We start from the raw sequence: 2,713 nt of genomic DNA, 5'->3' as shown, positions 1-2,713 counted from the left end.
TTTTTATTATCCTCAGTAGGATAAATGAAAATTAAGTACTTACACAAAATTTAGAACAGTCCCACAACTCATTTTGTTGAACTATATCTGTACAACAACTCTACCTCGAATTTTTCCATCTAAAATTTCATTTGAAATATTTAAAGCATCTGCTAACTGAATTTCAGTAGTTACTGTTTCTAATTTTGTTTGATCTAATTCTGTAGCCAAACGTTCCCATGCTTCTTTTCTTAATTCGATTGGTGCCATCACGCTATCAATTCCATATAAGGTAATCCCTCTTAGAATAAATGGAGCAACTGTTGCTGGAAAATCCATTCCGCCTGCCAAACCACACGCAGCAACTGCACCACGATATTTTGTACTAGCACATGCATTGGCTAAAGTATGGCTTCCAACAGTATCAATTACGCCAGCCCAAACTTCTTTGTTTAATGGCTTTCCTGGGGAAGATAATTCAATACGATCAATAATTTCACTCGCTCCTAGATAGGTTAAATATTCTGACTCTTGAGGTCGACCAGTTGAAGCTGTAATCTCATAACCAAGATGATTCAAAATAATAATGGCAATACTACCTACTCCACCATTTGCACCTGTCACTAAAATTTTTCCATCACTTGGTTTAATACCATGCTTTTGTAAAGCCATGACACACAACATTGCGGTATAACCTGCTGTACCAATAACCATCGTATCTTTAAAAGAAAAAGCAGAAGGTTTTTGTATGAGCCAATCACCAGAAACAGTGACTTGCTCGGCTAGCCCTCCAAAATACTTTTCACCCACTCCCCAACCATTCAGTAGAACTTCATCTCTTTCTTTCCATGCTGGATGTTTTGATTCAATCACAACACCCGAAAAATCGATGCCTGGGGTCAAAGGAAAACTACGCACCACTGGTGAACGCCCAGTAATGGCTAAAGCATCTTTATAATTGAGTGTTGAATATTTGACTTCGACTCTAACCTCTCCTTCTTGTAAAGGCTTTGATGCAATCTCAGTAATTTGTGATGTGTAACCTGCTTCATCTTTAGTAATTACAATACCTTTGTACATAGAACTTCCTCTCTATTTAATTAGACTGCTTGTCTAGAATTAATTAAAAAAATAAATACAGACGTCTGCATTTATTTTTTTAATTAACTTTTTACGTGATTTTGTTGTTTTACAGCTAAAGTAAACAAGCGATAAAATGCATCTAAGGGACTTGTTGATTTGACCAAACGTGCTCTTAGAACTGCACCTTCCCACCCAATCCAAAACTGATAAGCAGCTTCATCGCAATCAGCTAGGCTATATTGTGAATTTGACTGATGTAGGCAATCAGAAACTAATTTCTCCCATACCTTAAAGATACTTTCGATTCGGGCAATGATTTCTTGAGGCAAATACGACACTTCTTGTCCTAAGTTACCTAAAATACAACCTCGTTTAAAATCATATTTTTGCATTTTTTCACCCGCATCTTTTACAAAATTTTGCAGCTTTTCTAGTGGGGAAAGATCAGTTTGATTTAAAAACTTATTCAATCGCTTCACAAAATAAAGTTCATAAGCATCTAGGACTTCTAAAATAAAAGCCTCTTTATTTGCAAAATAATGGTAGAAAGACCCTTTAGGAACTTGAACTGATTTCATGAGATCGTCCAAGCTCATAGCATTCATTCCACGTTCGGTCAGTAACTCGATACCTCGGCGGATTAACACTTCTTTGGTGTCTGCATAGTTACAACCGTGTTTGGTTGGTCGACCACGTGGTCTTTTGGGTAAAGAAGAATAATTCATATAATGAAAATAGACTATGTGACTAGAAATATCAACAATAAGATTATTTGATTGAAAATTTTATCTAAACGGCATCTATTTCTTTGCTGGGAGAACTTAGCCTTTTATATAAATGTACTTAAAAATTCTACGAGTTCATGAACTCATTTTTAATAAATTCCTATTACTTTTATTCAAAATATTGAAATTAATAAATATATTGTAAAAATAATTTATAAACTAGATTTTAGGTAAACATAAGTTAAATAATATCTCTGTGACAGCACTCTTACAAAGTTATTATCCATAAAAGTTAATTTTGGAGTTTTCATAAGAAATTAGAGCTAAAAATGAAATTTGATTATTAGCTTGATTGAATTAATCAGTCCAGCCCAATAAAACTGGGCTGATAGTTTATTGTAGGATTTAGCGGACACTTACCTTGGGTGTATCTCTCTCGAGCTGTTTAAAAACATATTGGGAATATTATAGATGGCGGATTACCAAAACCAAAGCTATCTTCGGTCAGCATATCTATAAATAGCATCCAGATCTTTTTCAATCGAACCAGAAACGATATTAGGTAAAACCTGATTCACCTTCACAAAGATTTTTTCAGGATAACCCACCTGATACGACTGACTGTTTTTCTCTAAAAAACGATAAAACTCTTGTGCGACAAAATCAGGATCATCCATTTTAGTTCCCAGTGCCTGATTCATTTCTGTGACTTTTGCATCATTCATCTCCGTGATCGTTGCCCTTGGTGAAAAATAACGAAATTGAATTGAGGTCTTTGCATACTCACGTGCAAGCGCTTCGGTGGCACCGCGCAAGGCGAATTTACTGGCACAATAACTGACATAACCCGGATAGCCAATGCTGCCAAAGGTAGAGCCAATATGAATGATCTGGCTTGGCTGAGTTTTTGACATCAATGGAATCAT

The 2,713-nt window shown here is 35.5% G+C and carries 3 protein-coding genes; all 3 read right to left on the bottom strand.

Going from position 1 to position 2,713, the window contains the following annotated elements; all coding sequences use genetic code 11:
• Positions 1 to 81 precede the first annotated feature (81 nt).
• The gene (acuI, locus tag VKY50_RS03345; RefSeq protein WP_324298842.1) at positions 82 to 1,059 is read right to left on the bottom strand and encodes an acrylyl-CoA reductase (NADPH); all 978 of its coding nucleotides are present in this window, start codon (positions 1,057 to 1,059) and stop codon (positions 82 to 84) included.
• An 83-nt stretch (positions 1,060 to 1,142) separates the two neighbouring features.
• The gene (gene acuR, locus VKY50_RS03340) at positions 1,143 to 1,787 is read right to left on the bottom strand and encodes an acrylate utilization transcriptional regulator AcuR (protein WP_236770630.1); all 645 of its coding nucleotides are present in this window, start codon (positions 1,785 to 1,787) and stop codon (positions 1,143 to 1,145) included.
• A 494-nt stretch (positions 1,788 to 2,281) separates the two neighbouring features.
• Positions 2,282 to 2,713: SDR family NAD(P)-dependent oxidoreductase (locus VKY50_RS03335; RefSeq protein ID WP_324298838.1), on the bottom strand; the 432-nt coding region annotated here is incomplete at its 5' end.

Source organism: Galbibacter sp., assembly GCF_035306585.1.
In the GTDB taxonomy this organism is placed as follows: domain Bacteria; phylum Bacteroidota; class Bacteroidia; order Flavobacteriales; family Flavobacteriaceae; genus Galbibacter.
The sequence above is the reverse complement of the archived record's forward strand: the minus strand, read 5'-3'. Positions and strand labels throughout refer to the sequence as shown.

Excerpts from the sequence above, each read along its gene's own strand:
- acuR (WP_236770630.1), bottom strand. The coding sequence starts at position 1,787 with ATGAATTATTCTTCTTTACCCAAAAGACCACGTGGTCGACCAACCAAA.
- acuI (WP_324298842.1), bottom strand. The coding sequence starts at position 1,059 with ATGTACAAAGGTATTGTAATTACTAAAGATGAAGCAGGTTACACATCA.